Source organism: Arthrobacter rhizosphaerae (assembly GCF_023062595.1).
GTDB classification, from domain to species: Bacteria; Actinomycetota; Actinomycetes; order Actinomycetales; family Micrococcaceae; genus Arthrobacter; species Arthrobacter rhizosphaerae.
On record NZ_JALLAN010000002.1, the window covers coordinates 363,694 to 389,367 of the forward strand.

Genomic DNA, 25,674 nt, shown 5'->3' on the forward strand with positions numbered 1-25,674 from the left:
TCCTACACGGCCTGACCTGTGGCGGCCTCGTTGGCAGTCTCATCCTTCCGCCAGGCCACGAATACGCGGACTGAGCCGTCGTCGTTTCGCTCCACTTCCGTTACGATGTCCGCCACGCTTGCCCCCATGCCCATCAACTTTGCCCGATAGGTGGTGACCAGCTCTTCAAGGCTGGATTCGGTCCATTCTCCCGGCCGCATTCTGGTGGAAATCTCGACGGGCTCGGGCTGGTATAGCGTCATGATGCTGCCTTTCCTTGGGGGACTGGGGCACCTTCAACGCTAGTGAGTTTGCACTCCGGGAGGCAAGGGATTTGATCAGGTTGCTTAGTTTTTCTCCGAAACAAAACTGATAAGCATGCTGATCTTCACAGGAAACTGATTCGGCGCTACGGTCAAAGTACCCCCGGAGGGTTGTGCGCCATCACCTCAAACGGGGGACCAATTCCATATCCATTCCGGGCAGGGGAGCGCCGCCCGGAGGACTTTGTGAGGAGTGATCAGTATGCCAAAGGCACGCGATTTTATGACTCCGGGCGCTGAATGCATCGGAGAAAAGGAAACCCTGGAGGCGGCGGCCCGCAAGATGAAATCGCTCAACGTGGGTGCACTTCCCATCTGCGGAGAGGATCAGCGGCTCAAAGGAATGGTCACTGACAGGGACATAGTCATCAAATGCCTGGCTGAGGGCGGAGACCCCCGCAGTGCCACGGCGGGAGAGATGGCTGAGGGGAAACCGGTCACGATTGGTGCCGATGACTCCATTGAGGAAGCCATCAGGACCATGCAGGAACACCAGGTCCGGCGCCTTCCGGTGATTGACGGACATGACCTCGTAGGCATGCTCAGCCAGGCTGATATTGCCCGCAACTATCCCGAGGACCGCGTGGGTGAACTCGTGGAGTTCATTTCCTACTGATCCTACGGACCCCTTACCGTCCGGCTACGGCTACCCGGTTCCCATCGCGTTGAGAGGCAAACGATGAAGGCACTCACCTGGCAAGGCAAACGATCCGTCAGCGTCGAGGAGGTTCCTGATCCCGTGATCCAGGAACCCACGGACGCGATCATCCGGATCACCTCCACTGCCATCTGCGGATCCGACCTCCACCTCTACGAAGTGCTGGGCCCGTATATGCATAAGGGTGATGTGATTGGCCATGAGCCGATGGGCATCGTCGTGGAGGTGGGCAGTTCGGTGACCAACCTGACGGTGGGAGACCGCGTCGTCATCCCGTTCGGTATAGCCTGCGGCCAATGCTTCATGTGCCGGCGAGGGTTGCAGTCTCAATGCGAGACCACCCAGGTCAAGGAGAAGGGCTCCGGAGCGGCCCTGTTCGGCTACTCCGAGCTCTACGGTTCCGTGCCGGGCGGACAGGCCGAGTATCTGCGGGTTCCCTTCGCAGACTACGGCCCGGTCAAAGTGGGAACCGAGTTGCCTGATGAGAGGTATCTGTTCCTGTCCGACATCCTCCCCACGGCCTGGCAGGGGGTCAAGTATGCCGACGTCCCTGATGGGGGGACGCTCGCTGTTTTTGGCCTTGGGCCTGTCGGACAGTTCGGGTCAAGGATCGGGCGCTATCTGGGGCAGCGGGTCATTGGCATTGATCCCGTTCCGGAGCGGCGGGCAATGGCCGCGAGGCACGGTGTGGAAACGCTCGACTACTCCAAGACCGTGGCAGATGAACTGCGCGATATGACGGAGGGCCGCGGCCCCGACGCCGTGCTCGATGCGGTGGGGATGGAAGCCCACGGCTCGCCTGTCACAGGGTTTGCGCATCAGGCGTTGGGACTGCTGCCAGACAAGCTCGCGCAGAAGGCGATGGAAACGGCGGGAGTGGACCGGCTTGCCGCCCTCCACGCGGCGCTTCATGCTGTGCGTCGGGGTGGCACGGTTTCCCTCAGCGGCGTCTATGGGGGCCAGGCCAGCCCGATGCCCATGCTCTCGATGTTTGACAAGCAGATCCAGCTGCGGATGGGGCAATGCAATGTTCGGAACTGGACGGATGAACTGCTTCCGCTGGTGGAGGACGACGCCGATCCGCTGGGGGTGATGGACCTCGTCACCCACCGTGCCGGCTTGGGAGAGGCGCCTGCCCTCTACGAGAAGTTCCAGAAGAAGCAGGACGGCTGCATCAAAGTGGTGCTGAACCCGTAGCCGCCGCGTTTCGCTTAAGGGAAACCCTTCCATGCCTTGAAGAACTCCTTCTCGGCTTCGTCAGCGCGTCGTTCTTCCAAGGCATGCAGGCGACCGAAGGTAAAGTCGCTGTCTCCGTCGGACTTTGATCCCAGCCCTGATTTTGTTCCGAGTCGCAGAAGCTGCTCCCTGGCCACGACACTGTCCTGGTGCTGGCCAAGGATCTTTTGGATCGTGTGGGCTGCCTCCTCGATCCGGTCAGCGGATTTGGCCTTTGCCAGGGAGGCGGCCTCGGCGATGTAACGCACCCGTTTGGCTGCTTTCCGCACGTCGTGGAAAGCTACGTTCCGGGAGTCCGGGTCTGAACCTGAGTCTGCACCCGCGTCTCCCGGCTTTCGTGGCCCCACTGCAGCGACCTTCCGGCGCAGCCTCCGTACATCTTTCTTGGCCACCTTCGCGAGACCTTTCCGGGCCGGCCGCTCAGCCTTATCACCCGAAAGCGGTGTCTCCGGAAGTGATTCCAAGGCCTCAACCAGGCGGGCATAGCGGTCGCTGCCGAATGCCTTCAATACCTCTTCACGGGCTTCCCGGCCTGCTGCTGCGAGAGCCTGCTGTATCCGCTCTGCCGCAGGGCCCACAAGCAGGGCGTCCGGCTGCTCGGCCATAAGGGCAGTCAACCGGTCCCGGATCACCTCCGGATCCCGGGCCTTGCCCAGCACCCCGGAGAGCCACTTCAGTTCAGCACGCAGCTCAGAACACGACAGGTTCCGGCTGCTGCCGTCTACAAGAGCGAGGCCCGGCTCGAGGATCGACCTGGCAGACCTCAGCACGGCGCGGAGACGCCGGGCCGACATTCTCATCTGATGAACCGAGTCGGGCTCGTTGTCCCGGACACGCGGCGCCTGCTGCTGGAGTTCGGCGACCTGGCGTCGCAGGTACTCCAGCAGGACTTCACCGGAGGTCGGATTGGACGACGTCTCCGCAGGTTCCAGGCTGCTCGCCATGCTTCACTCTACGGCCGGAAGGCTGGCGATATACAGCCCCGGGCGGGGCTACAGTTGGCTCATGAATTCAATGGGGGATGGGCTGGGCAGCTCACGGGCAAAACGAATAATAGGGGTCGCGCTATCGGCGGCACTGGTGCTGCTGCTCCTGGGAGGGCTGGTGCTTGTCTTGCTTCCGAGCACTGAAACGTACGGCTGGTTTGCCTATGCGCCACTGTCCCAGCAGTACTTCGTGCCCGATGGACTCGTGTTTCTTGGGGCCCGGGCCAGGGTTGGCATCGCGCTCATTGTGGTGGCTCTGCTGGGAGCTGCTTTCTGGGCCGGCTTCTGGCTGGGCCGCCGGCGCGAGGATCAAACCACGAGCGTGAATCCGTAGCCTGGCGGAATAAATCCTCGACCGTACACAGCTACCGAACGACTGATTTTCCGCCCCGCAACTCCTGAGACAATCTACAGGTGGCAATGGAAGATCCCCGCTCTGTTATCGCCGCTGGGCGTCGGCACTCCCTGGGCGTGACCGCGGAGGGCTCGGTGCTGAGCGCCGGTATCTCTACTGCGGAGGAGTGTCGGGTCGATGGGTGGAGCGGCATCGTCGCAGTAGCAGCCGGAAACGTCCACACGGCGTCTAACACTGGCCGATCCCACACAGTGGGACTGCGCGCGGACGGTACTGTCCTCGCTGCGGGCTGGAACAATGACGGGCAGTGCGACGTCGACGACTGGAGGAGCGTCGTGAGTATCGCCGCCGGTTGGCGTCGCACACTCGCGGTTTTGGCAGACGGGACGGCTCGCGCGACGGGCCGGCGTGGCGAAGGAGCGTGCAATGTTGATACGTGGAATGAGCTGGTTGCCGTCGCAGCGGGAGACTGGCACTCCGTCGGGCTCCGGGCAGATGGCACGGCCGTGGCTGTGGGAAACAACCGCAAGGGGCAGTGTGAGGTATCAGGGTGGCGGGACCTCTGCGCCATCGCGGCAGGCTATCTGCAGACCATCGCCCTTACCGCGGACGGGCGTGTGCTCGCCACCGGTTCCCGAGCGTCCGGCGTCCAGGAGGTATCCGCTTGGCGCGAGGTCATCGCCATTTCAGCGGGGAGCCATCACTCCGTCGGCGTCGTCGCAGGAGGCCGTGTGCTTGCCGTCGGTGACAACAGTCACGGGCAGTGCGAGGTCTCGTTGTGGAGGGACGTCGTGGCGGTCGCGGCAGGCTCCACTCATACATTGGGACTTCGCGCGGATGGGTCCGTCCTGGCAGCCGGCAACAACGACGATGGTCAGTGCGACACCGCGCGCTGGCACCTCTTCCCGAGCAGCTGAGCCAAAACCTGGACTGAATCTTAGGTGAGGCGGATCTGCCGGTTGACGTCCTTGTACAGCAGGTAGCGGAAAGGACCAGGACCGCCGGCGTAGCAGGCCTGTGGGCAGAAGGCCCGAAGCCACATGAAGTCGCCGGCTTCCACCTCCACCCAATCGTCGTTGAGGCGGTAAACGGCCTTGCCCTCCAACACGAAAAGTCCATGCTCCATCACGTGCGTTTCGGCGAAGGGGATGGTGCCGCCAGGCTGGAACGTGACGATGTTGACATGCATGTCGTGGGCGAGGTCGTCCGGGTCCACAAACCTGCTGGTGGCCCATGCCCCGTTGGTACCAGGCATGGGACGGGGTTCAACAGCCTGATCACTGGTCACGAAGGATTTAGCCTGGAAACCCTCCAACTGCTCGTACGCCTTGCGGATCCACTGGAAAGTGGCGGTTTCCCCGGAACTGTTCCTGACGGACCAGTCCGCGCCGGCTGCCAGGTAGGCGTAGCCTCCGGCTTCAAGATGGTGGATATCGCCGTCGAGCGTCAGGGCCAGCTGGCCCTGCGTCAGGAAGATGACGCCTTCGACGCCGGATTCGGCCTCCGGTTTCTGCGAGCCTCCCCCCGGGGCTACTTCAACGATCAGCTGCGAAAACGTGGTGGCGAAGCCTGCGATGGGACGCGCAATAATCCAGGCACGGCTCTGGTTCCAGCCGGGGAGGTTGCTCGTGACGATATCCCGCAGCACGCCCTTGGGGATGACGGTGTAAGCCTCTTTGACGATTGCGCGGTCGGTGAGGAGCTGGGTCTGCGGTGGAAGGCCGCCTTCGGGAGAAAAGTAGCTGCTCATGGGTTTGCTCCTGGCGAGGTGGACGAATGGGGTGAGCTGTTGGTGGTTTGTGGGTGGGCCAGGGACCGGAGCCGGGGGAGTTCCAAGCCCGCGAGCAGCTTCACTTCCGCGCTGCCGACAGCGCCGCACTGCAATCCGCGGAGCACGAAGGCTGCGAGGGCACGGGCGCTGGCGGGCTCGTCCATCACACCCTTTTGCGTGCTCTGCACATAGTTCCGGAGCCGCGTGGCAGCGGGGATAAGCCCCTGCCGGTAAAAGGCATAAGTAGCTGCAAAGCGGCTGGGAAGCTGTGCCGGATGAAGATCCCACCCCTGGTAGTAGCCGCGCTCCAAGGAACGCCGCACCAGCCGCCCGTGCAGGACCCACGCCGCCTCGACGTTCTCACCCACCGGAATGATGTTTGTTGAGCCGTCTGAAAGCCGGATCCCTGTCCCGGCCACTGCGAGCTGCATGACCTCTTTGGCGAAATCCGCCACAGGATGCTCCATGGACTGATACTCGGCAGAAATCTGGAGCGACGCCGAATAGTCGTAGGTGCCGTAGTGCAGGCCGCTGATTCGTCCCGGGATCACGTGCGGCAGCTGCGCCACCGGCGAGGTGCCGTCAGGCCCGAGGATGAGCTGGGGCGTCTCCACCTGCACCTCGAACCGCAACCTTCCGGAGGGGAGCGAATGGATCTCCTCCAGCCGGGACACCGCAAACTCCAGAGCCTGCACCTGGGCCACAGTGGTTACTTTTGGCAGCGTCAGCCTGAGCCCGGCCGGAAGCTCACCCGCTTCCGCCAACCCGGAGATGAAGAGGTCCAGGGTCCGCAGCCCGCGGGCGCGGGTGGGTTCCTCCAACCCCTTAAAGCGGATGCCGATGAACGGGGGAGCGCTCCCGCCTGCAACCGCCTCGGCCACGGCGCGAGCGGCTGCAACAGCGTCAGCGTCCTCGACGTCGTCGCCCCTGTCCCCGTACCCGTCCTCAAAGTCGAGGCGGAGATCCTCGATGGGCTCGCTGTGCAACTTCGCTTCCACCCTGGTGGCGACCGCCGTTGCCAAAGCACGTTCCTGGCCCAGCAGGTGCCCGAGGTGGACCAGGCCGCCATGGGCGTCGGCCGCTGCAAGCGCCTGGGCACCCCAGTCGGCGGCAAGTGACGGGGTGAACTTGTCTGCCGGTACGTAGGCAGTCTGAACCGGTTGGCGCGAGCCGTCGTCGCCCGGGTAGTTCTGCACCAGCATCCGGTCGGTGGTGGCGAGGCGCGAATCGATCTGGGCCAGGTCAGCGCTCGAAAGCGATCCCCGGGGCGCTCCCTTCACGCGTCAGCCCACCAGGTCATACGCAGGGGTGGTGAGGAAGTCTGTGTATTCCTCGGACAGGCAGATATCGGCAATAAGGTTACTGGCCGGCTGGTAGTACTTTTCGAACGCCTCATCACCTGCTTCGGTGCGCAGCCGCTCAGTCTCTTCCGCCAGGATCCGGGCCACTAGTTCACGGGTCACCGTATTGCCCGTGTCGGCCAGGACCACCCCGTTGCGGATCTGCTGCCAGACCTGGGACCGGGAAATTTCGGCCGTGGCAGCATCCTCCATCAGGTTGTGGATAGCCACTGCACCGTTGCCGGAGATCCAGACGGCGGTGTAGGCGACGGCGACGTAAAGGTTCAGCCGCAGCCCGGCTTCAGTGACCTGGCCACCTGCTGAGGCAATGTCCAGGAGCTGGTCAGCGGTGACGGAAACCTCCGGGCGCTGCTTGTCGAGCTGGTTGGGGCGCTCCCCGAGCACGCCGTCAAAGACCTCTTGGCAGACGGGAACAAGGTCGGGGTGTGCCACCCAGGAGCCGTCGAAGCCATCGGTCACTTCGCGGGTCTTGTCCGCCCGTACCTTCTCGAAGGCCTGGGCCGTTACCTCCGGTTCGCGCCGGTTTGGAATGACTGCTGCCATCCCGCCCATCGCGAAGGCGCCGCGGTGGTGACAGGTTTTGACCAGCAATTCCGTGTAGGCGCGCATGAACGGGGCAGTCATGGCAACTGATGCACGATCCGGCAGGACGAAGGTGGGACCAGCATCCCGGAAGTATTTGATGATGCTGAAGAGGTAGTCCCAGCGCCCCGCGTTCAGCCCGGACGCGTGGTCCCGCAGCTCGTAGAGGATCTCGTCCATTTCAAAAGCCGCTGGAATGGTTTCTATCAGCACTGTAGCCCGGATGCTCCTCTGCGGAAGCCCCAGATAGTCCTGCGCGAAGACGAAGACCTCGTTCCAGAGACGCGCCTCGAGATGGCTCTCCATCTTGGGCAGGTAGTAGTAGGGTCCCTGACCGTTGCGGAGCAATTGTTCGGCCACGTGGAAGAAGTGGAGTCCAAAGTCCACCAGCGCGCCAGCGGTGGGTTCGCCGTCGGCCAGCAGGTGCCGTTCATCCATGTGCCAGCCGCGGGGGCGGGCCACCACCACGGCCAGCGGGGCGTCGGTGCGAAGGGTGTACTCCTTGCCTTCGGGGGAGGTGTAGCTCAAGGTACCGCGGGCCGCGTCGCGAAGGTTCAGGATAGAGTCGATCACGTTGTGCCAGGTGGGTGTGCTGGCATCCTCCAAGTCAGCGAGCCACACCTTGGCGCCGGAGTTCAGGGCGTTAATGGCCATCTTCGCCGGAGAAGCAGGGCCGGTCATCTCTACACGCCTGTCCTGGAGCGCGGCCGGGGCAGGAGCAACTTTCCAGTCACCGGAGCGGACATCTGCGGTCTCGGCCAGGAAATCCAGCTTCCCGGTCCGCGCAACCTGCTCACGCTTGACCACACGGGCCTTCAGCAGCTCAGCACGGGTTGCAGCGAACCGCTGGTGAAGCTCCTCAATGAAGGCGAGCGCCTCTGGCGTGAGGATTTCCCCGGCCCTTGAAACGGGTTGGGGATCGGTGACTGTGAGGGCCATCGAGTGTCCTTTCCTAGGCAGCTGAGGCTGCGTTTGAGGCTACGTGAGCTGCGGCTGCGGCGGCAGCGTCCGCTGCCGTGATTCGGGGCGAAGAACCTGTGGTCAATCTAACCGGCATTGGGTCATGCCGTCAGCAAAAGCCGGCGATGCCGGTCCAGGCGGGGTCAGCTGGTACGGCATCTTCACGCAGCACCGTGGCTTCTATCAGGCCGTAGGGGCGGTCTGCCGCGAAGAAAACCTCGTTGGGGTTGTCCAGGCCGAACGGGGCGAGGTCCACCAGGAAGTGATGCTTGTTTGGCATGGAGAACCGGATCTCGTCGATCTCGCTGTGGGCTTCCAGCACCTTGGTGCCCATGTCGAACAGTGTCTGCTGCAGGGCATGGGAGTACTTCTCAGCGAAACCCTCCAGCAGGAGCCGCCTGACGTCGTCGTAATTCCTGTTGAAGTCAAAGGCGCGTACGTCGAGGGCAGGGTTGAAACGCCAGCGGGCCGTGACATCGGTAGCCAGGATCCGGTCCGTGGTCTCGGGGAGGGTGGTGTATTTGTCCTTGGGGTAGCCCGTGAAGCCTGACTGTGTCGATTTCAGGACCGTGAGGTCCCTGAGACCCGAGATGACGTGGACGGCCGCGCCTTCCCTGACCAGCACAGCGGTGCGAACTTCACGGCCGTTGCGCACGAACGAATGATGGTGGTCCTTGCCCGCGACTTGAATCCGGTCCCAGCTGTAGGACTCCGCTTCCCAGCGGCCGCCGCTGACCCAGTCGAAGCTCGAGGTGAAGTGCTCGCCAAGCCTCGCGAGGAAGGCTTCGGGGGAACCGATGCCTTCCCGGGCGAAGGCATAGATGGTGTTCTTCTGGGTGTCGGTGGCCACGACGTGCGCGTTGTTGCCTTCCAGATGCGCGGCAGCAAAGTCCCCGCGCAGTTGGGAGGTGACGTTGAGGTCTTCGATCTCGTGACGTTTGGTATCCCGGGTGATTTTGACGAGGCGGACTTCGGCCTTGCCGTACTGGTTGCTGCCGAGGACTATCTTCCCGCTCATGGTCTGTTTCCCAACTTCCGGTCGCTGGAACCAAGGTGGCACAGCGAAATTAACAGCATGTTTCCTGCCCTGTCCCAAACGTACTGCCTGTCCCAAAAAGTACTGCGTACAAAACGAGCCGGCATCAAAGTGATGCCAGTGAAGGACACCAGATTCAGGAACAGGGCGGCGGGGCTTGCTTCCTTCGGCGGAGAACAGGCAGCAGAATGGACAACACCGCGGCGAGGGACGTGCCCGGGACGAAGGGAGAGCCGCATGCTGAACTTATTGCCTTCCGTCAGGGACTGGCAGCCTGCGGTTTCCGGCCAGCCCTGTGCTGTGGCCACCGTGGTGGGGGCGACAGGATCTGTGCCGCGGCCCGTGGGTACGTCGATGATCGTGTCCGCCGCGGGCGAGGTGCTGGGAAGCCTGTCTGGCGGGTGCGTCGAGGGGGCTGTGGTGGAGGCGGCACTGCAGACACTGCACGACGGCGGCACTCGCCGTGAGTCGTTCGGCTACAGCGCCGATGACGCGTTTGCGGCAGGCCTCACCTGTGGCGGGCGCCTTGACGTTCACATCGAGCAGTTTGAATTCGGGCCCTCCGGGCCGTTGTGGATGAAACTGCAGGAGCCCCGACTTCCGGATCGGACAGCCCTGGCGCTGATCCGCAGGCTTGACCGGGAGGGGAAGGACGCGGTGGTGATCCACGATCCGGCGCACTTTAGCGTCACTGCCTCGGCTGAAATTTCCGCGCTTCTGGACATCAGCTCGTCACAGCATTCCGCCCTGCGCGCCGCTGCGGCCCACCTGGAGCCGCTGGTTCGCGGAGGCCGGTCAGGACTTGTCAGGCTGGCTCCTCAGGAGGGCTGTTTATCTGGGGCTGGCCAAACCCTGCCCGCATCTGGCCAGAACCAGCCCAATACCGGCCAGACCGTGCCGGAGCCTGTCACCCTGCTGGTGGAGAGCCGCCTTCCGCCGGCCCGGATGCTGATCTTCGGGGCCAACGACTTCAGTGCAGCCCTCCTGCCCGCCGCCAGACTGTTGGATTATCGCGTAACCGTGTGCGATGCCCGCCAGGTTTTTGCCCATCAGAAGAGATTCACGGAAGCGGACGAAGTCATCACGGACTGGCCCCACCGCTATCTGGCAGCGGAGGTGGAGGCCGGGCGGATCGACTCCAGGACTGCAGTCTGCATCCTTACGCACGACCCCAAGTTCGATGTCCCGCTCCTTGCCACGGCTCTTCAGCTGGAGCTGGCGTACGTAGGGGCCATGGGGTCACGGCAGAGCCACCACGGGCGGGTGGAGTCCCTGCTTGCGGAGGGTGTGACCTCGGAATCACTGTCACGGCTGCATTCACCCATAGGCCTTGACCTGGGAGCTGTCACTCCCGCTGAGGTTGCGGTCTCCATCATGGCCGAGCTGGTCGCAACCCTGAACCGCGGCAACCAGGCCACCCCCGCCTCCCTGAAAGACGGAGTCTCCCTTAAAGACGGAGCCGGTCCCATCCACTGGCGCCCAGCCTCGACAAAAGACTCCACAGAAGAACATCACCGGGAGGGCGCGTGGACCTGAACACGGTTGAGGCCGTCATTCCCACCGCCGATCCCGGGCAATGGCGGCCGGGTGATGCCTGGCTGGCCGGCGGTACGGTGCTTTTTTCCGACGGAGGCCCCGCCGTTGATGAGCAACCGCTGAAACGCCTGCTGGACCTCGGTTCCACAGGCTGGCCAGCCATCACCGTGACAGGGGAAGGGATCGAACTCGCCGCGACCTGCACCGTTGCCGAGCTCTACGATCTTCCCGCTGATCTCAATAAACCCGGCGATTTGAACGACGGGTCCGCCACTGCCGCCGGACCGGCTGACTGGCCCTCGCTTGCACTCATCCGCCCCTGCTGCGACTCCTTCGTGGCCTCGTTCAAGGTCTGGAACATGTCCACCGTGGGAGGCAATCTGTGTACCGCACTGCCCGCGGGACCGATGATCTCGCTGTTCGCCGCCCTCGATGGGCTGGCCACCGTGCTCGCCGCCGGGGGTATCAGCCGGACGGTGCCTGTGGCCGACTTCGTCACCGGTGACGGGCAGAATTGCCTGGCGCCAGGGGAATTGCTGCGCAGCATCAGCCTGCCGGCCGCAGCCCTGCGCTCGCGGGTGGCGTTCCGGAGGCTTTCGTTGAGCAATCTGGGAAGGTCTGGGGTACTCCTGATCGGAAGGCTCGACGCCGATGCCGGCTTTGTCCTGACCGTCACGGCCGCCACCAGGCGTCCCGTCCAGCTGCGTTTCGGGTCAGGTTCCGGCGTCCCACAGCCAGCGGTTCTGCAAAGGGCCATTGACGATGCCATTCCGGACCGGCTCTACCACGACGACGTCCACGGACTCCCAGCCTGGCGCAAGGACATGACGTATCGCCTTGCCGAGGAAATCAGGGTTGAGCTGGCGGCAGCCCCGGACGAAGGCATCCAACCGTACGTTTCGGGGGACTTTTGGCCACCAGCCGGGCAGGGGTGGTGACTGTGGTTATCGGGATCAACGGGAACCAGTCGGAGTCCCAGCCAAGGCCGGGCCAATGCCTGAGGACCTTCCTCCGGGAGCAAGGGAATCTTGGGGTGAAAAAGGGTTGCGACGCCGGTGATTGCGGCGCCTGCACAGTACACGTGGACGGGATCCCCGTACACAGCTGCATCTACCCGGCAGTCCGGGCCCAGGGAAAAGAAGTCACCACCATCGAAGGCCTTGCGGGAGCCCCAAACGGAGCTTCAACCGAAGCAGGGCTTCATCCCATGCAGCAGCAGTTCCTGGACCGCCAAGGCTTCCAATGCGGCTTCTGCACGGCAGGGATGATCATGACGGCGGCCACCTTTGACCAGGCACAAAAAGAGAACCTGGACCGCAGCCTCAAAGGCAACCTGTGCCGTTGTACGGGATACCGCTCCATCGAGGATGCGGTGTGCGGGCACGAAGGCTACCCTGACCCGGGGGCTCAAACCTCAGGTGTCGGCGGCCGGGAACAGCCCGATCCCAGGCCAGGACAGCTCGGCGATGACGCTCCCGCACCCGCCAGCCTCGGAGTGGTCACCGGTTCCGCCCCGTACGCGCTTGATGTCCCGCCCGGGGAACTGCATGGCCTCCTGCACCTGAAGCTGCTTCGTTCCCCGCATGCCCACGCCCGGGTCCTGAACATTGACGCGACAACTGCTTTGAAGATCCCGGGCGTGGTGGCGGTCTTCACCCATGAGGACTCACCGGAGCAGTTGTTCTCCAGCGCCCAGCATGAGCTCTACACCGACGACCCCGATGACACCCGTGTCCTGGATGACGTGGTGAGGTTCATCGGGCAGCGGGTGGCCGCCGTCGTCGCCGATTCGGTGGGCGCAGCGGAAGCCGGGACGCGCGCTCTGAAAGTCGAGTACGACGTCCTGGACGCGGTCTTCACACCGCAGGACGCCGTCCTCCCCGGGGCGCCGGTCCTCCACGGCGATAAGGATGCCGAGACCTCGCGCATAGCCCGTCCGCTTCAGAACGTGGCGGCCGAACTGCACTCCGAGCTCGGCGACGTTGCCGCAGGATTCGCCAAGGCCGATTTCATCCACGAACATACGTACCGGACCCAGCGGGTGCAGCACGTAGCCATGGAGACGCATGCGTCCATCGCGTCCTCCGACGACGACGGCCGCCTCACCGTCCGCACCTCCAGCCAGGTCCCGTTCCTGGCCCGGCGTACCCTGGCGCGTGTCTTCGGCCTGCCCGAGGAGCAAGTGCGGGTCGTAGCCGGACGGGTGGGAGGAGGCTTCGGCGGCAAACAGGAAGTCCTGACCGAGGACATCGTGGCGCTCGCGGCCCTGAAGCTGCAGCGGCCGGTGCAGCTTGAGTTCACCAGGACGGAACAATTCACCTCCTCCACTGTCAGGCACCCGTTCACCGTCCGCCTCAAGGCCGGAGCCACCCGGGAAGGGGAACTGACAGCCCTGCAACTGGAGGTCCTGACCAACACAGGCGCGTACGGCAACCACGCCCCCGGCGTCATGTTCCACGGCTGCGGGGAATCCCTGGGCGTGTACAAGTGCCGCAACAAGAAGGTGGACGCACAGGCCGTGTACACCAACACAGTCCCGTCAGGCGCCTTCCGCGGGTATGGGCTGAGCCAGATGATCTTCGCCATTGAATCGGGCATGGATGAACTGGCAATCGGCATCGGAATGGACCCCCTGGAGTTCCGCAGCCGGAACATGGTCCGGGAAGGGGACCAGATGCTCTCCACCCATCCGGAGCCCCAGGAGGACGTGCACTACGGCAGTTACGGCCTGGACCAATGCATCCGCCTGGTGAGGGGCGCTCTTGACCGCGGCCGTGAACGGTACCGCGCCGCAGGGCTGGAGGACGCCGGCCCTGGTTGGGTCACTGGCGAGGGATCTGCTCTTTCCATGATCGATACCGCTCCTCCCCGGGGGCACTTTGCCCACTCCGTCGTCAGGCTCCTTCCGGACGGTACGTATGCCGCCGACGTCGGCACCGCAGAATTCGGCAATGGAACCTCAACCGTCCACGCCCAGCTCGCGGCAACAGCCCTGTCCACCACGTCCAGCCGCATAACCATCCGGCAATCGGACACGGACCTGGTGCCGCACGATTCCGGAGCCTTCGGCTCCACAGGAACTGTGGTGGCAGGCAAGGCGACCCTGGCCGCCGCCGAAGACCTTGCGGTGCGGATCCGTGCCTTCGCTGCCGGCATCCGTCGGGTCCAGTCGTCAGGCTGCGTCCTGGAGGGGGACTCGGTGATCTGTGAAGGAACCAGAGTGCCGCTGACTGAAATTTTCGACGCCGCTGCCCAGGCCGGCGTCGAACTCTCGGCTGATGGGCAGTGGGGCGGGACACCGCGCTCTGTGGCCTTCAATGTGCACGGCTTCAGGGTGGCCGTCAACACCGGAACCGGTGAGCTGCGCATCCTGCAAAGCGTGCAAGCGGCGGACGCAGGTGTGGTGGTCAACCCGAGGCAGTGCCGCGGCCAGATCGAGGGCGGAATAGCGCAGGCCATTGGTGCGGCTCTGCATGAGGAAGTGCACGTGGACGATGCCGGGAAGGTCACCACGGATGTTCTTCGGCAGTACCACATCCCCACGTTTGCGGACGTTCCGCGGAGTGAGGTCTACTTTGCCGACACGAATGACAAGCTGGGGCCGCTGGGGGCAAAATCCATGAGCGAGAGTCCCTTCAATCCCGTTGCTCCGGCCCTTGCCAACGCCATCAGGAATGCCACGGGGATCCGCTTCGGCGAGTTGCCGATGCGCCGGGACCTGTTGTATCTGCGCATGAAGGAAGCGCGCATGCCCCGGTAACTCCGGTACGGCGCCTGTAGCGGCCGCCATCCTCGGTGCTTTCGACATGCCATTGGTGGCGCAGATTCGTCTTGCACAACAGGAACTTGAGCACGATGCTCTCCCATCCGAAACACGGTACCCCCACAGGGCGCCTCGATTCGTTCCCGCGTTCGTATCATCCCGGAAAAGAGCATGTACCTGCTCCCCCCATGAGAGCAGGTACATGCCTACGGTGCCTTGTTGCCGGTGCGTCCCCAGAAACCGGTCAGGAACCCGTGTACCCGTGCCGAGATTCTTGCCGGTGCGTCCCCAGAAACCGGTCAGGAACCCGTGTACCCGTGCCGAGATTCTTGCCGTCCACCGTCAAGAGTTCCCAAGTTTCGTCACAGGATTTCTGAAGGAATGCTGGAGAAGGATTCATTTTTGGCTTCGAAGAGAGCCACGAGGAGGTGATGGACTTCCCTGTTCGACAACGGCCGAGAACCCTCGACGATAAATAGGCCGGTCCGTTCCCTGCACCGATCATCGAACGTCGATGCAGGTCCGTATACGTGGCCCAACGGTCTGAAATAGCTGTTGTCCATACATCGGGCGTCATCGGAAGCGGGAGGCCATCATGGCTGAAGGAACAAGGGAAGACCCATGGACCCTGGTGGACTGGGTTCCACTGGGGGCCGCCGATGAATTGAAGCCAGCCCAGGTGGGCAGCGTCGAAGCCTGGGGACGGGACCCCGCCAATCCGGTGGGAGGGTACGGCCTGCGGAAGGGCTACCGTGGCCGGTTCGGCATGTACCTTCCGCCGCTTTTGGAAGCCCTTGGATTGCAGAGCTGACACACGAAAAGCGCAACAACAGTGTGCGCGCCCTCAAACCTGGTTCTTAGGCATCTCTCTGGGTATGGCTGAATGAAGCCCAGATCCGGCAGGATCAGCTCACAGAGCGCAAGAATCCGGTTACATTCTGTTGGGTCAATTGCATTCAAGGATCGTCGCTGATGAATGCCCGTCGAGCCGTCAGATCCGACCCGGCCGAAAGTCCGATGTGGACCTTGATGATCGCCGGAAGATCGGGGAGTTTTACGACTTGCTCCTGAACTCGTCGTCGAGCGCATCAAAGGCATTAAGAGCCTCCATACGCAGCCATGAGTGGACGAAGGATTGCACCCGTCAACGTGATGAGCGCGTTGATCGGCGATGCACGGATAGGTTTCGACATGCCATTGGTGGCGCAGATTCGTTTTGCACAGCAGGAACTTGAGCATGATGCTCTCCCATGCGAAGCACGGTTAACCGCAAAAGGGCCACCGACTCCAGCCTATGTCCGGCCTTTCGCCGCGGCTACTGAGAGTAGCGGCTCGGTGACGGACCTCTTGCTTAAGCAGCCCGTCTGTGACGGCGTGTTGAGTTGCATTCAAATGCCCACAGCAATAAATGTCAGACCCTGCTGAGATGCTTTTCTTATGGAAGGCATGGGGGCTTGGACAGCTGGGACCGGGGAGGCTTTAGAGGGCCCCGTCGGGCTTGATGCTGCCGGGGCCCTGGCTGCTGTTGCTGCGTCCGTGGCTGTTATCGGCCGCCTCATCGAACCCGGTTTCCATGGCCAAAGTGCTGGCCTTGACGTTGATAGAAACCCTGACATTGATCCGTTGCGGCGCCGGCTCGATGCCTGCCTGGACGCTTTGGCCGAGGTCGCCCGGTTCGAAGCCAAGACTGCGGCGCTGAAAGTACAGCTGGCCGCCAAGTACGCCGAAGCGGCGGAGTCCATCGCCTCCCCTGCTGCCACCGCCCAGGACGCCACGGCGCAGGAAATGTCCACCATTGCCGAACTCGCCTGCGTCCTCACCGTGAGCGAGCGAACCGCCGCGGCGCTCCTTGACCACTCCCGCCACCTGACCACCCAGCTGCCGCTCACCCTCACCGCACTCCAGCACGGGTCGATTTCGTGGCAGCACGCCCGCATCATGTGCGACGAAACCAGCAACCTGGACCCGGCCGGGGCAGCCGCACTGGAAACACACTTCCTTGACCCCGGCTCCCCTGACACCGCGCGGGGCTGCCCCATGGGCGAGCTGGTCCCATCCAGGTTCCGCGCCAAAGCCCGCACCTGGCGCGAACGCCACCACCCCGACAGCATTGAAATCCGTCACCGCAAGAGTGCCCTGGACCGGCGGCTGGAATACACCCCGGACCATGACGGCATGGCATGGCTCTCGGCCTACCTGCCAGCCGCGACCGCCGCCGGAATCTGGGAGCGGACCACCACCGCAGCCAGAGCGCTCCAAGGCCCCACAGAGCGCCGGACACTCACCCAAATCCGCGCCGACATCGCCGCCACCTGGCTCCTCAGCAACCCAAGGGCCGACGGCGATACCTGCACCCCGGGCTACACCGACGTTACGGACCCGGTGGGCGTTCCGTCTCCCCGGGCCCAAGTGCTGGTCACCGTCCCCGTCCTCTCCCTCCTTGGAGCCACCGACGAACCGGCAATGTTGGACGGGTATGGACCCATCCCGGCATCCATGGCCCGGGACCTCGTCGCCAACGGGGCCGATTCCTTCCACCGCGTCCTGATCGATCCCCGCGACGGGGCACCCCTGGAAATCGGCCGCACCAGCTACCGGATCCCCAAAACCATGCGCCAATGGCTGCGTCTGCGCGATGCCAAGTGCCCCTTCCCGGGCTGCAGCAACCACTCCCTCGATAACGAAGCCGATCACCTCCTGGCCTGGGCCCACGGCGGCACCACCGGCATCAGCAACCTGGGCCAACCCTGCCGGAAACACCACCACCTCAAACACAGCACCTCCTGGACACCATCCCCAGCCACCGAACACCAAACACCCGGCTGGACCGCACCCTCAGGCCGGCACTACCCCAGCGAACAACAAGACTGGCAACCACCCACCTGGCCCGACCACACCGGTTTACCCGACCCCAACCCGGACCCGGATCTGGACCCGGATCTGGATCTGGACCCGGAGTTGGAATTGGATCCGGAATTGGATCTAGGCCTGGACCTGGACCTGCCTATGCCCGTGGACCCTTTCCCAGAATGGTTCCTCCTACAACCGGCATAGTTCCAACGCGGGTTCAGTCCGGCAAACGCGAGAGGTGATAGCGCTAACGGACGCAGGGCAAGCTCGGGTGAGCTGTGCCTGAAGGAGCATCTATAGTCGCATTATGGAACAACGCACATTAGGCAAAACCGGCCAGAAGGTCTCCGTTATCGGCCTCGGAACATGGCAGCTCGGGGCCGACTGGGGCAACGTCGATCCCGCTCAGGCCCAGGCCATCCTCGCAGCATCGGTGGAGGCCGGAGTCACCTTCTTCGATACCGCTGACGTATATGGCGATGGCCGCAGCGAGCAGGCCATCGGTTCTTTCCTTGCTGACAACCCGGGGCTGGACATTACCGTGGCAACCAAGATGGGCCGCCGACTGGATCAGCTGCCCGAAAACTACAACTTGTCCAACTTCCGGGAGTGGACGGACCGTTCGCGGCGCAACCTGGGCACGGACTGCCTGGACCTGGTCCAGTTGCATTGCCCGCCCACTTCCGTCTACAGCAACGCTGAAGTCTACGACGCCCTGGATACACTGGTGGCTGAAGGGGTAATCCGCAATTACGGTGTCAGCGTGGAACGCGTCGATGAAGCCCTGGAGGCCATGCGCCACGAGGGAACCGCGACCGTTCAGATCATCCTGAACGCCTTCCGCCTCAAGCCGCTCGACGCCGTGCTTCCTGCTGCCCAGGCCGCCGGTGTGGGCATCATCGCCCGCGTGCCCCTCGCGTCCGGATTGCTGTCCGGCAAGTACACGCTGGACACGCAGTTTGCCAAGGACGACCACCGAAACTACAACCGCTCCGGCGACTCGTTCGACGTCGGCGAGACCTTCTCGGGAGTGGACTACGAACGGGGCCTCCAGGCCGTAACGGAGTTTGAGGAACTGGTGCCCGACGGCGTCAGCACCGCCCAGGCTGCTCTTGCCTGGATCGCGGCCCAGGACGGTGTAAGCACTGTGATCCCCGGTGCCCGCAACGTGGAGCAGGCGCGGGCCAATGCTGAGGCTGCGGACGTCCCCGGCATCGATGCAACGTTCGACGTCGGCGTCCACGAGATCTATAACCGGTACTTCCGCGAGGCCATCCACCCGCGCTGGTAGCGCTGGCAAGCCAAGCCGTCCTATCGCAGCAGGTCCAACTGGTCCGGGGTGTCGAGGTCCTCGCCCCCGGACTGGTCGCTGCAGTCCACAAGGTCAATCAGCCCTGGGTTGGCCTTGAGGAACAGCCGGGCTCCGGCATCGCCGCTTGCGGACCTTGCTGCTGCCTCCTTAAGCGAAGCGTCAAGCAGTAAGGGATGCCGGCGGATTAGTGCCCCACCTGGCTCCCCGTATCCAGCGGCGGTGACGCGTCCCGGACGGTGGGCAGAGACCAGCCTCGCCACGCTATCGGAGGTAAGGCCCGGCTGGTCCACGAGGGCAACCAAAACATGATCCAAGGGCGCTACGGAATCCACGCCAAGCCGGAATGAGCTGCCCATACCCGACTGCCAGTCCGGGTTCACCACCACCTTGTGCCGGTCCAGATCCACGGTGGCCAGCACCCGGGATGCTTCGGCACCCAGAACTACCACCACTTGGTGGCAGCCACCCTGCCGGAGCACGTCGGCCAGGACCTCCACCAGCGTCCGGCCGCGGAAGGGGAGAAGAGCCTTGGGCCCCAATCCCAGCCGTGAGCCCGAGCCCGCCGCCAACAGCACACCGGCAGTGGGCCCGGAATCCGCCCGCACTATCCCACTGGAGTCTGCCGCGCTGGGGTCCGGCCCATTCGGGGTGCTCATAGGACCACCCTAAGCGCGCATGCTCGGGTTGTTCGGAGCTGTCACTGCTGATTCAGGTTGCGGTATGCGTAACAATCCAGTGCGGCTCTCAAAAAGTTTTTGCAGACCGTCTCTACTGAGCCGTTGGTGCCCTCTGTCATGCGGAGTCACGCTGCGTAGCCTTGGTGCCATACTCCGGCGGAGAGCCCCCTTTCGGGCCGACCTAAAGGCTCTGAGCGTCCCCCTGCGACAAACGTCTTACGCAGTGTTTCCCTCCATTTCCGCCGCGCTGAATTCCGTTGATGAGTTCAAAAGACGACGCCGTTACGTCCCGTTTCCTTCCATGAATCCGGCCCTTATGGCCCCCGTTCTTCTCTGCTTCGATGGGTGACACAAGCCGGCCAGCCCGGTCCATGTGCATCACGACAGACCGCATCCAAGCCAGAGAGAATCCGTCATGAAAAACCGCCTCTTACCCGCAGGACTTATCTCCGCCACAGCCCTCACTGCCGCTGTGGCGACCATGCTGCTGGTGTCCGGCTGCGGGGGCCTGGCGTCGGCTGGAGCGGCCGGAAGCGGTTCCGAAGTAAAGGAACTCCGCTATGAAGGCGCAGCCAACAGCGTCGTCCTCCCGGAGCTGGCGGCAGACCTCGGCTACCTGGAAGACGTCAAGCTGAACTGGGTGGGCAACTCCACCAGCGGGCCTGCGAGCATCCAATCTGCAGCCACGGGGGCAACGGACTTCGGTGGGGCGTTCTCCGGGGCGGTAGTGAAGCTCATTGAAGCCGGCGCACCGGTGAAAGCGGTCATCAACTACTACGGCGAAGATGAAAAAACGTTCACCGGATTCTACGTCACCGAGGACAGCCCCATTCGGACGCCGAGGGATCTGATCGGCAAGAAGATCGCGGTGAACACCTTGGGTGCGCACTCCGACGCCGTTATCAACACCTACCTCAAGAAAAACGGACTCAGCCAGGACGAGATCCGCCAGGTGCAGCTGGTGGTTGTTCCACCGAACGACACCGAAGAAGCCGTCCGTCGCGGCCAGGTGGATGTGGGATCACTGAGTGGGGTGCTGCAGGATAACGCCAAGGCAAAGGGCGGGCTCCGTGCGCTGTTCAGCGACTACGAGCTTTTCGGCACCTTCGCTGGCGGCCAGTACGTCTTGAGGAACGACTTTATCCAGCAAAATCCAGGCACTACCAGGATCTTCACCACGGGGGTAGCCAAGGCCATTGAATGGCTCCGGAAAACACCCCGTGAGGAAGTGATTGCCCGGTTCAAGAAGATCATCGACGCGCGCCAGCGCTCCGAAAGCACCGAAACCTTGAAGTACTGGAAGAGCGTGGGTGTGCCCGCCAAGGGTGCCATCACCGACGAAGACTTCAGCAAGTGGTCCGCCTGGTTGAAGGACACCGGGATCGTCACCACCGACATCACGCCCTCCAAGTACTACACCAATGAATTCAACGATCTGCTGAAAGGAAATGCCCAGTGAGCGTCGAGACCAGCCAGCCACCGAAAATCAGCCTTCAGAACGTGGGCAAGCAGTTCGCAGTCCGGCCCACTAAGGAAAACCCCGAAGGCTCCACCCTGACCGCCCTTGAAGGTATCACCCTGGACGTTGCAGCCGGCGAGTTCCTGACGCTGGTAGGCCCGAGCGGATCAGGCAAGACCACACTGCTTGACCTGTTGGCGGGGCTGACGAAACCAGACACCGGAAAGATCCTTGTGGACGGAAAGGAGGTCACTGGGCCGGGAAAGGACCGCGCAGTCGTTTTCCAGCAGTACGCTCTCTTCCCCTGGCGGACAGCTTCCTCCAACGTCTCATTCGGACTGGAAGGATCCGGAAACCGGGGCGACGGACGAACCAACAGGCTCAGCCGTAAGGAACGGGCGGAAAAGGCGCGTCACTACCTGGACCTCGTTGGCTTGTCCGGCTTCGAGGACCGTTACCCCCACGAACTCTCCGGAGGCATGAAGCAACGGGTGGCTATCGCCCGGAGCCTTGCCTATGAGCCGGACATCCTGCTGATGGATGAACCCTTCGCAGCCCTTGACGCGCAGACTCGTGAGCAACTCCAGGAAGAACTGCTGAGGATCTGGAGCTCCACCGGAAAGACCATCATCTTCATCACCCACGGAATCGATGAGGCCGTCTACCTGGGCCAACGGGTGGCCGTGCTCAGTTCCAGGCCGGGCAGGCTCAAGGAGATCGTCGATATCAATCTGGGAGACCGGACGGGTGGGGGTGACGTCCGCTCCAACGCAACGTTCGTCGAGCACCGCCACAAGGTCTGGTCCCTACTGCACGGTGAAGTCCGCCGGGCGCAGGAAGCCGGCCATGCCAAAATCCAGCCGGACGGCTCGGCACCCGACGAAACCCGCCTCGCCGGAGCAGGAAAGGCAGCATAATGACCACGTCAACACTGACCCCAGGCCAAGTCACCGCCAGCACAACGGCAACCACACCACAGCCCGCCGATGCCGCTGCAGCTGAAACAGCCGTCGAAGACACAACCCAGCGGCAGATCACCAAGGTCGGGTCCGGAAGGGCCTCCCTCTTCCGGGCGGGTGCCCGGAGGACGGGCAGGATCGTGTGGGGCTCCGGCGCCATCCTGCTGTTCCTTCTGCTGTGGGAACTCGGCCCCCTGTACCTGGCCCCGCCGTCGACCAGAGTGTTCCTGCCGCCGCTGCATGAAGTGCTCGCGGCCCTGGGGGCGCTCATCGCCAAGGGCCAACTGCAGAACCACCTGGCCGCCAGCCTCACCCGGTCGGCGAGCGGTTTTGGCATCGCTGTGGTGGCGGCCGTGGCCCTGGGACTTTTGGTGGCCTGGTACCGCGCCCTTGACCGCTTCCTGAACCCGTTGCTGGAAGTTTTCCGCAACACGGCCGCTTTGGCCCTGCTGCCCGTGTTCACGCTGTTGCTGGGAATCGGCGAGACCTCAAAGATCAGCATTGTGGCCTACGCGGCCTTCTTCCCGGTGCTGCTCAACACCATCGCCGGTGTAAGGACGGTGGACCCCCTGCTGATCCGTGCGGCACGGTCACTGGGCCTGTCGAACTTCCAGCTGTTCCAGAAGGTCATCCTTCCATCAGCCGTGCCCACCATTTTCACGGGTATCCGGATGGCCGGCACGTCCTCCATCCTCGTCCTGATCGCGGCGGAAATGGTGGGGGCCAAGGCCGGCCTTGGGTACCTGATCGTCAATTCGCAAAGCAGTTTCCTGATCCCTGACATGTATGCCGGGATCCTCACCGTGTCGCTGCTTGGCCTGCTGGTCAACTACCTGCTGGTCGCCGTCGAACGTCATTTCTCCGGCTGGCGCACCGCCGTCGGATCCCAATCGCTGTAAGCGACCATCTCGAATACTGAAGGAGCAAGATTATGACCACCATCTCCGAAACCAAGCTCGAGTTCCGCAAGCTGGGCGCCCGAATCGGCGCTGAGATCCGCGGCCTGGACCTCAGCCAGGACCTCCGTCAGGGTGTTATTGACCAGATCCGGGAAGCGCTGAACGAGCACAAGGCCCTGGTGTTCCGTCAGGCAAACGTGCACGACGACGACACTCAGGTCCGCTTTGCCAGCAGGTTCGGTCCCCTCACCCAGGCGCACCCCACCGTGGCATCCGTCGCCGGAAAGCCCGCCGTGCTGCCGGTAGACAGTGAAAACGGCAGCGCCAACACCTGGCACACGGACGTGACGTTCGTGGTGAACCCGCCGCAGGCCTCCACCCTGCGAAGCATCACCCTTCCGGCCTACGGCGGAGAGACCCTGATCGCCTCCGCCGCGGCCGCCTACCGCGACCTCCCGGACGAACTGCGCAATTTCGCGGACACCCTGTGGGCCATCCACACCAACGACTATGACTACTCTGTCCCGAAGAACCTGGAGCATGAGAACGCCAGTGAGCGGCGGAAGGAATTCACCCGCATCCACTTCGAGACGGCACACCCTGTAGTGCGCGTCCACCCGTTGACCGGCGAGCGCGGACTCTTCATCGGAGGCTTTGCGCAGCGGCTGCGGATCGTAGGCCTGTCCAATACCGAGTCCCGGGATATCCTGCGGCTCCTGCAGTCCTATGTGACTCGGCCGGAGAACGTGGTCCGGGTCAACTGGGAGCCGGACCAGCTGGTTCTCTTCGACAACCGGATCACCCAGCACTACGCCCCGGACAACTATGACGGCCAGCCGCGGCAGCTCAACCGCGTCACCATTGGAGGAGACATTCCGCAGGGCATCGACGGCCGCCGCAGTTCGCCGATCAAGGGCGATTCCTCGACTTACTCCGAGACCGTTGTTTTGGGACACACCGCCGGAGGCAGCGGCTTCGGGGCCATTAGTTTCGGGGCCACCGAATGAGCGGCGGGCGGCAGCTTCACCTCAACGCGTTCCTCATGAGCACGGGGCATCATGAAGCCTCGTGGCGTCTCCCGGAAAGCAACGCTTTCGCAGGAACAGAGATTGCCCACTTCCAGCAGCTGGCCGCCACGGCGGAACGGGGAGCCTTTGACTCCATTTTCTTCGCCGATTCTCCGGTGCTTCACGGGGATGTGGGCCAGCGGCCGTACGGCTCGCTGGAACCGACTGTGCTGCTGGCCGCGATTGCGGCTGTCACTTCGAAGATCGGCCTGATCGCAACGGCCTCCACCACCTACAACGATCCCTACAACCTGGCCAGGCGCTTCGCCTCCCTTGATCACATCAGCGGCGGCAGGGCAGGCTGGAACGTCGTTACCACGGCAGGGGAGGCAGCGGCCCGGAACTTCTCGCTTCTGGACCAGCCGGCTCACGGGCGCCGTTATGAACGTGCCGCCGAGTTCCTCGACGTGGCGAAGAAGCTTTGGGACAGTTGGGAGGACGACGCGCCGGTGGGGGACAAGGCTGCCGGAACCTGGGCGGACAGCTCGCGGGTGCACCGGGTGAACCACGCCGGCCGCAACTTCCGGATCCAAGGGCCGCTCGATGTGCCCCGATCGGCGCAGGGACATCCGCTGATCGTGCAGGCTGGGTCTTCAGAGGACGGAAAGGAGTTCGCTGCACGTTACGCAGAGGCCGTTTTCACGGCGCAGCAGACGCTGGGGGACGCCCAGCGTTTCTACGCGGATCTGAAGGCCAGGACTGCCGCCGTCGGCCGGGATCCGGAATCCATCAAGGTGCTGCCGGGAATCGTCCCGGTTATAGCGTCCACCGAGTCGAAGGCCCGGCAGGTGGAGCAGGAACTGGACGAGCTGATCCACCCGTTGCATGCCAGGAACCAGCTGGCGGGTCTGCTGCGCGTAGCGCCGGAGTCGTTGCCGTTGGACGCACAGCTTCCGGAGGATCTGCCGGATGAGGACCAGATCGAGGGCGCCAAGAGCAGATACACCCTGATCGTGGACCTCGCCAGGCGGGAACACCTCACGGTGCGGCAACTCATCGGCAGGCTCGGCGGGGGCCGTGGCCACCGGACGTTTTCGGGAACGCCTGAGCAGGTTGCCGATGCCATCCAAGGCTGGTTTGAGGGCGGCGCCGCTGACGGCTTCAACATCATGCCGCCAGTGCTGCCATCCGGACTGGAGCTGTTCGTGGATCACGTCATCCCCATCCTTCGAAAGCGGGGACTGTTCAGGAAGGCCTACAGCGGCAGCACCCTGCGTGAGCACTACGGTCTCCCGCGGCCAACGAACGTCTTTGAATCCGGGCGCCTGCTGAACCAGCAAGACCAGCAGCTCCAGCAGGCGCTGCAGGACCAGGAGCCGCAAGCGATTCCGGTGGTTACCCTTCAACCGGTGGGAGGAGTCAGCTGATGCTCAGGGACGATCTGGAACCCAGCGTGTTGCGCACGGTCTTTGGCCAGTATCCCTCCGGTGTGGCGGCCCTTTGCGGGTTCGTGGACGGGGCGCCCGAAGGGATCGTGGCCTCGACCTTCACCGTGGGCGTGTCCCTGGACCCTCCGCTCGTGTTGTTTGCAGCCCAAAACTCGTCGCTCACCTGGCCGCTGCTGCGGAGAAGGGACAGGATCGGTGTTTCTGTACTGGCCTCGGGGCAGGGCGACGTGTGCCGGCAAATTGCATCAAGATCGGGGGACCGCTTTTCCGGGGTTGCGGTGACTAGCACTGCAACCGGAGCGGTTTTCCTCGACGACGCAGGGCTGTGGCTCGATTGCTCGCTGGAAAGTGAAACCGCTGCCGGCGACCACACCGTGGCGTTGCTGAGGGTTCACGGCTATGAAACCAGGGCCAACAGCGTTGATCCACTGATTTTCCATGGATCAGCCTTCCACGGTCTTCGGGTCCCAAGCTTCGCCTGAGGGGGTTGACTGAGGGGCCACGCAAACAGCCACCC

Annotated in this window: 23 protein-coding genes; 16 read left to right on the forward strand and 7 right to left on the reverse strand. The window is 63.5% G+C overall.

The annotated features are described in order from the left end of the window. Positions 1-2 precede the first annotated feature (2 nt). Positions 3-242: a hypothetical protein gene (locus tag MU551_RS04325; RefSeq protein WP_247040922.1), complete on the reverse strand. Its 240-nt coding sequence runs from the start codon at positions 240-242 to the stop codon at positions 3-5. Positions 243-504: 262 nt separating this feature from the next. Between MU551_RS04325 and MU551_RS04330 the strand changes: the two genes are divergently transcribed. Together MU551_RS04330 and MU551_RS04335 are read left to right on the forward strand one after the other, a co-directional pair. Then, the gene (locus tag MU551_RS04330) at positions 505-918 is read left to right on the forward strand and encodes a CBS domain-containing protein (RefSeq protein WP_247040923.1); all 414 of its coding nucleotides are present in this window, start codon (positions 505-507) and stop codon (positions 916-918) included. Positions 919-981: 63 nt separating this feature from the next. After that, positions 982-2,157, forward strand: a complete 1,176-nt coding sequence (locus tag MU551_RS04335) for a zinc-dependent alcohol dehydrogenase (protein WP_247040924.1) — start codon at positions 982-984, stop codon at positions 2,155-2,157. Between the two features lie 14 nt (positions 2,158-2,171). Here the strand turns inward: MU551_RS04335 and MU551_RS04340 are convergent, their stop codons facing one another. Then, a complete protein-coding gene (locus MU551_RS04340) occupies positions 2,172-3,140 on the reverse strand; it encodes a CHAD domain-containing protein (protein WP_247040925.1) in 969 nt (322 codons plus the stop codon). A 61-nt stretch (positions 3,141-3,201) separates the two neighbouring features. Here MU551_RS04340 and MU551_RS04345 point away from each other — a divergent pair, with 61 nt between their 5' ends. Further along, the gene (locus MU551_RS04345) at positions 3,202-3,516 is read left to right on the forward strand and encodes a hypothetical protein (protein ID WP_247040926.1); all 315 of its coding nucleotides are present in this window, start codon (positions 3,202-3,204) and stop codon (positions 3,514-3,516) included. A gap of 86 nt (positions 3,517-3,602) precedes the next feature. After that, positions 3,603-4,454: an RCC1 domain-containing protein gene (locus MU551_RS04350; RefSeq protein ID WP_247041119.1), complete on the forward strand. Its 852-nt coding sequence runs from the start codon at positions 3,603-3,605 to the stop codon at positions 4,452-4,454. 20 nt (positions 4,455-4,474) lie between these two features. Here the strand turns inward: MU551_RS04350 and MU551_RS04355 are convergent, their stop codons facing one another. From MU551_RS04355 to pucL, 4 genes are all read right to left on the reverse strand, one after another. Next, entirely contained in the window at positions 4,475-5,287 is an 813-nt protein-coding gene (locus MU551_RS04355) for a bifunctional allantoicase/(S)-ureidoglycine aminohydrolase (RefSeq protein WP_247040927.1), read from the reverse strand. Next, positions 5,284-6,588: a DUF6986 family protein gene (locus MU551_RS04360; RefSeq protein ID WP_247040928.1), complete on the reverse strand. Its 1,305-nt coding sequence runs from the start codon at positions 6,586-6,588 to the stop codon at positions 5,284-5,286. The genes MU551_RS04355 and MU551_RS04360 overlap by 4 nt, the downstream gene beginning before the upstream one ends. A 3-nt stretch (positions 6,589-6,591) precedes the next feature. Continuing rightward, on the reverse strand, positions 6,592-8,190 hold the full coding sequence (gene aceB, locus MU551_RS04365) for a malate synthase A (protein ID WP_247040929.1): 1,599 nt from the start codon (positions 8,188-8,190) through the stop codon (positions 6,592-6,594). Positions 8,191-8,320: 130 nt separating this feature from the next. Then, complete coding sequence (gene pucL, locus MU551_RS04370; RefSeq protein ID WP_247040930.1) at positions 8,321-9,229, reverse strand: factor-independent urate hydroxylase; 909 nt, start codon at positions 9,227-9,229, stop codon at positions 8,321-8,323. 255 nt (positions 9,230-9,484) lie between these two features. Here pucL and MU551_RS04375 point away from each other — a divergent pair, with 255 nt between their 5' ends. From MU551_RS04375 to MU551_RS04400, 6 genes are all read left to right on the forward strand, one after another. Beyond that, a complete protein-coding gene (locus MU551_RS04375; RefSeq protein ID WP_247040931.1) occupies positions 9,485-10,783 on the forward strand; it encodes an XdhC family protein in 1,299 nt (432 codons plus the stop codon). After that, on the forward strand, positions 10,774-11,721 hold the full coding sequence (locus MU551_RS04380) for an FAD binding domain-containing protein (RefSeq protein ID WP_247040934.1): 948 nt from the start codon (positions 10,774-10,776) through the stop codon (positions 11,719-11,721). The genes MU551_RS04375 and MU551_RS04380 overlap by 10 nt, the downstream gene beginning before the upstream one ends. Positions 11,722-11,723: 2 nt before the next feature. Continuing rightward, positions 11,724-14,543 carry a molybdopterin-dependent oxidoreductase gene (locus tag MU551_RS04385; protein WP_247041120.1) on the forward strand — a complete coding sequence of 940 codons (2,820 nt, stop codon included), beginning with the start codon at positions 11,724-11,726 and terminating at the stop codon, positions 14,541-14,543. A gap of 598 nt (positions 14,544-15,141) precedes the next feature. Then, positions 15,142-15,357 carry a DUF6855 family protein gene (locus MU551_RS04390; protein WP_247040936.1) on the forward strand — a complete coding sequence of 72 codons (216 nt, stop codon included), beginning with the start codon at positions 15,142-15,144 and terminating at the stop codon, positions 15,355-15,357. Positions 15,358-15,992: 635 nt separating this feature from the next. Beyond that, a complete protein-coding gene (locus MU551_RS04395; protein ID WP_247040938.1) occupies positions 15,993-17,600 on the forward strand; it encodes an HNH endonuclease signature motif containing protein in 1,608 nt (535 codons plus the stop codon). 103 nt (positions 17,601-17,703) lie between these two features. Further along, positions 17,704-18,687: an aldo/keto reductase gene (locus tag MU551_RS04400; RefSeq protein WP_247040944.1), complete on the forward strand. Its 984-nt coding sequence runs from the start codon at positions 17,704-17,706 to the stop codon at positions 18,685-18,687. Positions 18,688-18,707: 20 nt separating this feature from the next. Here the strand turns inward: MU551_RS04400 and nboR are convergent, their stop codons facing one another. Beyond that, complete coding sequence (gene nboR / locus MU551_RS04405; protein WP_247040946.1) at positions 18,708-19,364, reverse strand: nicotine blue oxidoreductase; 657 nt, start codon at positions 19,362-19,364, stop codon at positions 18,708-18,710. Between the two features lie 436 nt (positions 19,365-19,800). Between nboR and MU551_RS04410 the strand changes: the two genes are divergently transcribed. The 6 genes from MU551_RS04410 to MU551_RS04435 are packed head-to-tail and all read left to right on the forward strand — an operon-like array spanning position 19,801 to position 25,639. Further along, complete coding sequence (locus tag MU551_RS04410; protein ID WP_247040948.1) at positions 19,801-20,844, forward strand: ABC transporter substrate-binding protein; 1,044 nt, start codon at positions 19,801-19,803, stop codon at positions 20,842-20,844. Beyond that, a complete protein-coding gene (locus MU551_RS04415) occupies positions 20,841-21,761 on the forward strand; it encodes an ABC transporter ATP-binding protein (protein WP_247040949.1) in 921 nt (306 codons plus the stop codon). Before MU551_RS04410 ends, MU551_RS04415 begins: the two co-directional genes overlap by 4 nt. Continuing rightward, positions 21,761-22,702, forward strand: coding sequence for an ABC transporter permease (locus MU551_RS04420; protein WP_247040952.1), 942 nt, complete (start codon positions 21,761-21,763; stop codon positions 22,700-22,702). The genes MU551_RS04415 and MU551_RS04420 overlap by 1 nt, the downstream gene beginning before the upstream one ends. Before the next feature lie 32 nt (positions 22,703-22,734). Further along, positions 22,735-23,709 carry a TauD/TfdA dioxygenase family protein gene (locus MU551_RS04425; protein ID WP_247040954.1) on the forward strand — a complete coding sequence of 325 codons (975 nt, stop codon included), beginning with the start codon at positions 22,735-22,737 and terminating at the stop codon, positions 23,707-23,709. Then, positions 23,706-25,136, forward strand: coding sequence for an LLM class flavin-dependent oxidoreductase (locus MU551_RS04430; protein ID WP_281506864.1), 1,431 nt, complete (start codon positions 23,706-23,708; stop codon positions 25,134-25,136). The genes MU551_RS04425 and MU551_RS04430 overlap by 4 nt, the downstream gene beginning before the upstream one ends. Continuing rightward, positions 25,136-25,639, forward strand: a complete 504-nt coding sequence (locus MU551_RS04435) for a flavin reductase family protein (RefSeq protein ID WP_247040957.1) — start codon at positions 25,136-25,138, stop codon at positions 25,637-25,639. The genes MU551_RS04430 and MU551_RS04435 overlap by 1 nt, the downstream gene beginning before the upstream one ends. The last annotated feature ends 35 nt before the right edge of the window (positions 25,640-25,674 follow it).